At 65.2% G+C, this 1,836-nt stretch carries 2 protein-coding genes and 1 pseudogene; all 3 read left to right on the top strand.

Annotation, left to right across the window (positions count from 1 at the left end; all coding sequences use genetic code 11):
• Positions 1–677 (top strand): annotated as a pseudogene (locus EOA75_RS32415) (amino acid deaminase); the annotation flags it as partial.
• 34 nt (positions 678–711) lie between these two features.
• Positions 712–1,056 carry a RidA family protein gene (locus EOA75_RS32410; protein ID WP_067000282.1) on the top strand — a complete coding sequence of 115 codons (345 nt, stop codon included), beginning with the start codon at positions 712–714 and terminating at the stop codon, positions 1,054–1,056.
• A 9-nt stretch (positions 1,057–1,065) separates the two neighbouring features.
• On the top strand, positions 1,066–1,836 hold a 771-nt coding region (locus tag EOA75_RS32405; RefSeq protein ID WP_127326104.1), incomplete at its 3' end, for a succinylglutamate desuccinylase/aspartoacylase family protein.

Below are 1,836 nucleotides of genomic sequence, written 5' to 3'. Positions count from 1 at the left end.
AAGGCGCTGCCGCTCAGCCTGATCCGCTGCGCACCGATGAAGCGGTCTCTGCGCTGCTGGCATCGGTGGGCGACATGTTCCTCAGGCTCCGCGCTCGCCTCGGCGGCGAGGCTCCCCTGGTCGTGACGGCCGGCGGGTCGGTCTTCTTCGACAGGGTGGTGGCGGCGCTTTCGCCGCTGGTCGAACAGGACGGCAAGGCGACGCTGGTGCTGCGCAGCGGTGCCATCTTCTTCCACGACCACGGCGTCTATGACCGATCGCTTGGCGCGGTCGACAGCCGCAGCGGTTTCGAGCTCGGCGGCGCCACCGCCTCGGCGCGTAATTCTTTCCGTCCGGTCCTGCGTGTCTGGGCCGAAGTGCTTTCGCGGCCGGAACCTGACCTCGTCATTTGCGGCATGGGCGTGCCCGACGTCTCCTTCGACCAGGGTTTTCCCAAGCCGCTCAGGGTGTATCGTTCGGGCGAGCCGCTGCCGGCTTCACCTGAGAAATCGCAGGTAGTCAAGCTCAACGATCAGCATGCCTTCCTGGCTCTCCAGCCTGGCGACGACATCGCGGTCGGCGACGTCATCGAATTCGGCATTTCGCATCCCTGCACCTGCCTCGACCGCTATCGCGTTATTTTCGGCGTGGATGAGACCGGTCGTGTGGCCCATGTCTTTCCGACGTATTTCGGCTGACCAGGCCTCCAAAAAGAACTCGAAAGGATCCGAGATGATCAAATACTTCCAGTCCGGCTCTCGCATGTCGCAGGCGGTGGTGTATGGCGGCATGGTGCATATAGCCGGCCAGGTCGCCAACGACCGCAAGGGAGGCATCGAAGCGCAGACCAGCGATGTTCTGGCCAAAGTCGAGGCGCTGCTGCATGAGGCCGGCAGCAGCAAGTCGAAGCTCGTGGCGGTCAACATCTTCTTGCCGCAGATCGGCGATTTCGACGCGATGAACAAGATCTACGATGCCTGGGTGGATCCCGAGCGCCTGCCGGCACGCGCCTGCGTCGAAGCGCGTCTGGCCGACCCGGACCTGCGCATCGAAGTCACCGCCGTCGCGGCCGTCTGAGAGGACAGCATGCATACCGGCCTTGTCCACACGCTCGATTTCGACCGCGAAGGCAAAACGCACGGCTATCTCAGCATTCCGTTCTCGGTCGACCGCTCACCCTATTTCCAGGTCAAGGTACCGATCTGCACCATTCGCAACGGGAAGGGTCCCTCACTGCTGCTGATGGCTGGCAACCACGGCGACGAGTATGAGGGCGAGCTGTCGCTGGCCAAGCTGATCCGCCGGCTCGATCCGGCCGCAATCAGCGGTCGCATCACAATCCTGCCGATGGCGAATGCGCCGGCGGTTATGGCCGCCAAGCGCTGCTCGCCGCTGGACGGCGGCAACCTCAACCGCGCGTTCCCGGGCGATCCGTCGGGCACGCCGACCAGTCGGCTCGCCCATTTCCTGGAAACGGAACTGTTTCCCCGTCACGATGTCGTCTTCGACATCCATTCGGGCGGCACCTCGATGGAGCATCTGCCGACGGCGCTGGTCGAGCGCAATGCCGATGCCGAGCGCCATCGGCGGGGTGTCGAGCTAATGCGCGCGCTCGGGATGCCGTTCGGCTTCGTCGCAGACAACGGCCAGGCCTCGCCGACCTCGATGGGTGCCGCGCGCCGGGCTGGCGCCATCGGCGTCAGCGGCGAATTCGGCGGCGGCGGAACCGCTACCGTCGATTCGATGACGCTTACCGCTCGCGCGCTCGATCGCCTGATGGTCGAGCTGGGCGTGGTCGCGGCGCCGGTGCTCACATCGGACGCAGAGCCGGCGAAGCCGACGCGGTTGCTTTCGCTG

Origin of the sequence: Mesorhizobium sp. M1A.F.Ca.IN.022.07.1.1 (assembly GCF_003997575.1) — a bacterium.
GTDB lineage: Bacteria > Pseudomonadota > Alphaproteobacteria > Rhizobiales > Rhizobiaceae > Mesorhizobium.
Note: the sequence above shows the minus strand (reverse complement) of the source record. Positions and strands in the feature narration are given on the sequence as shown.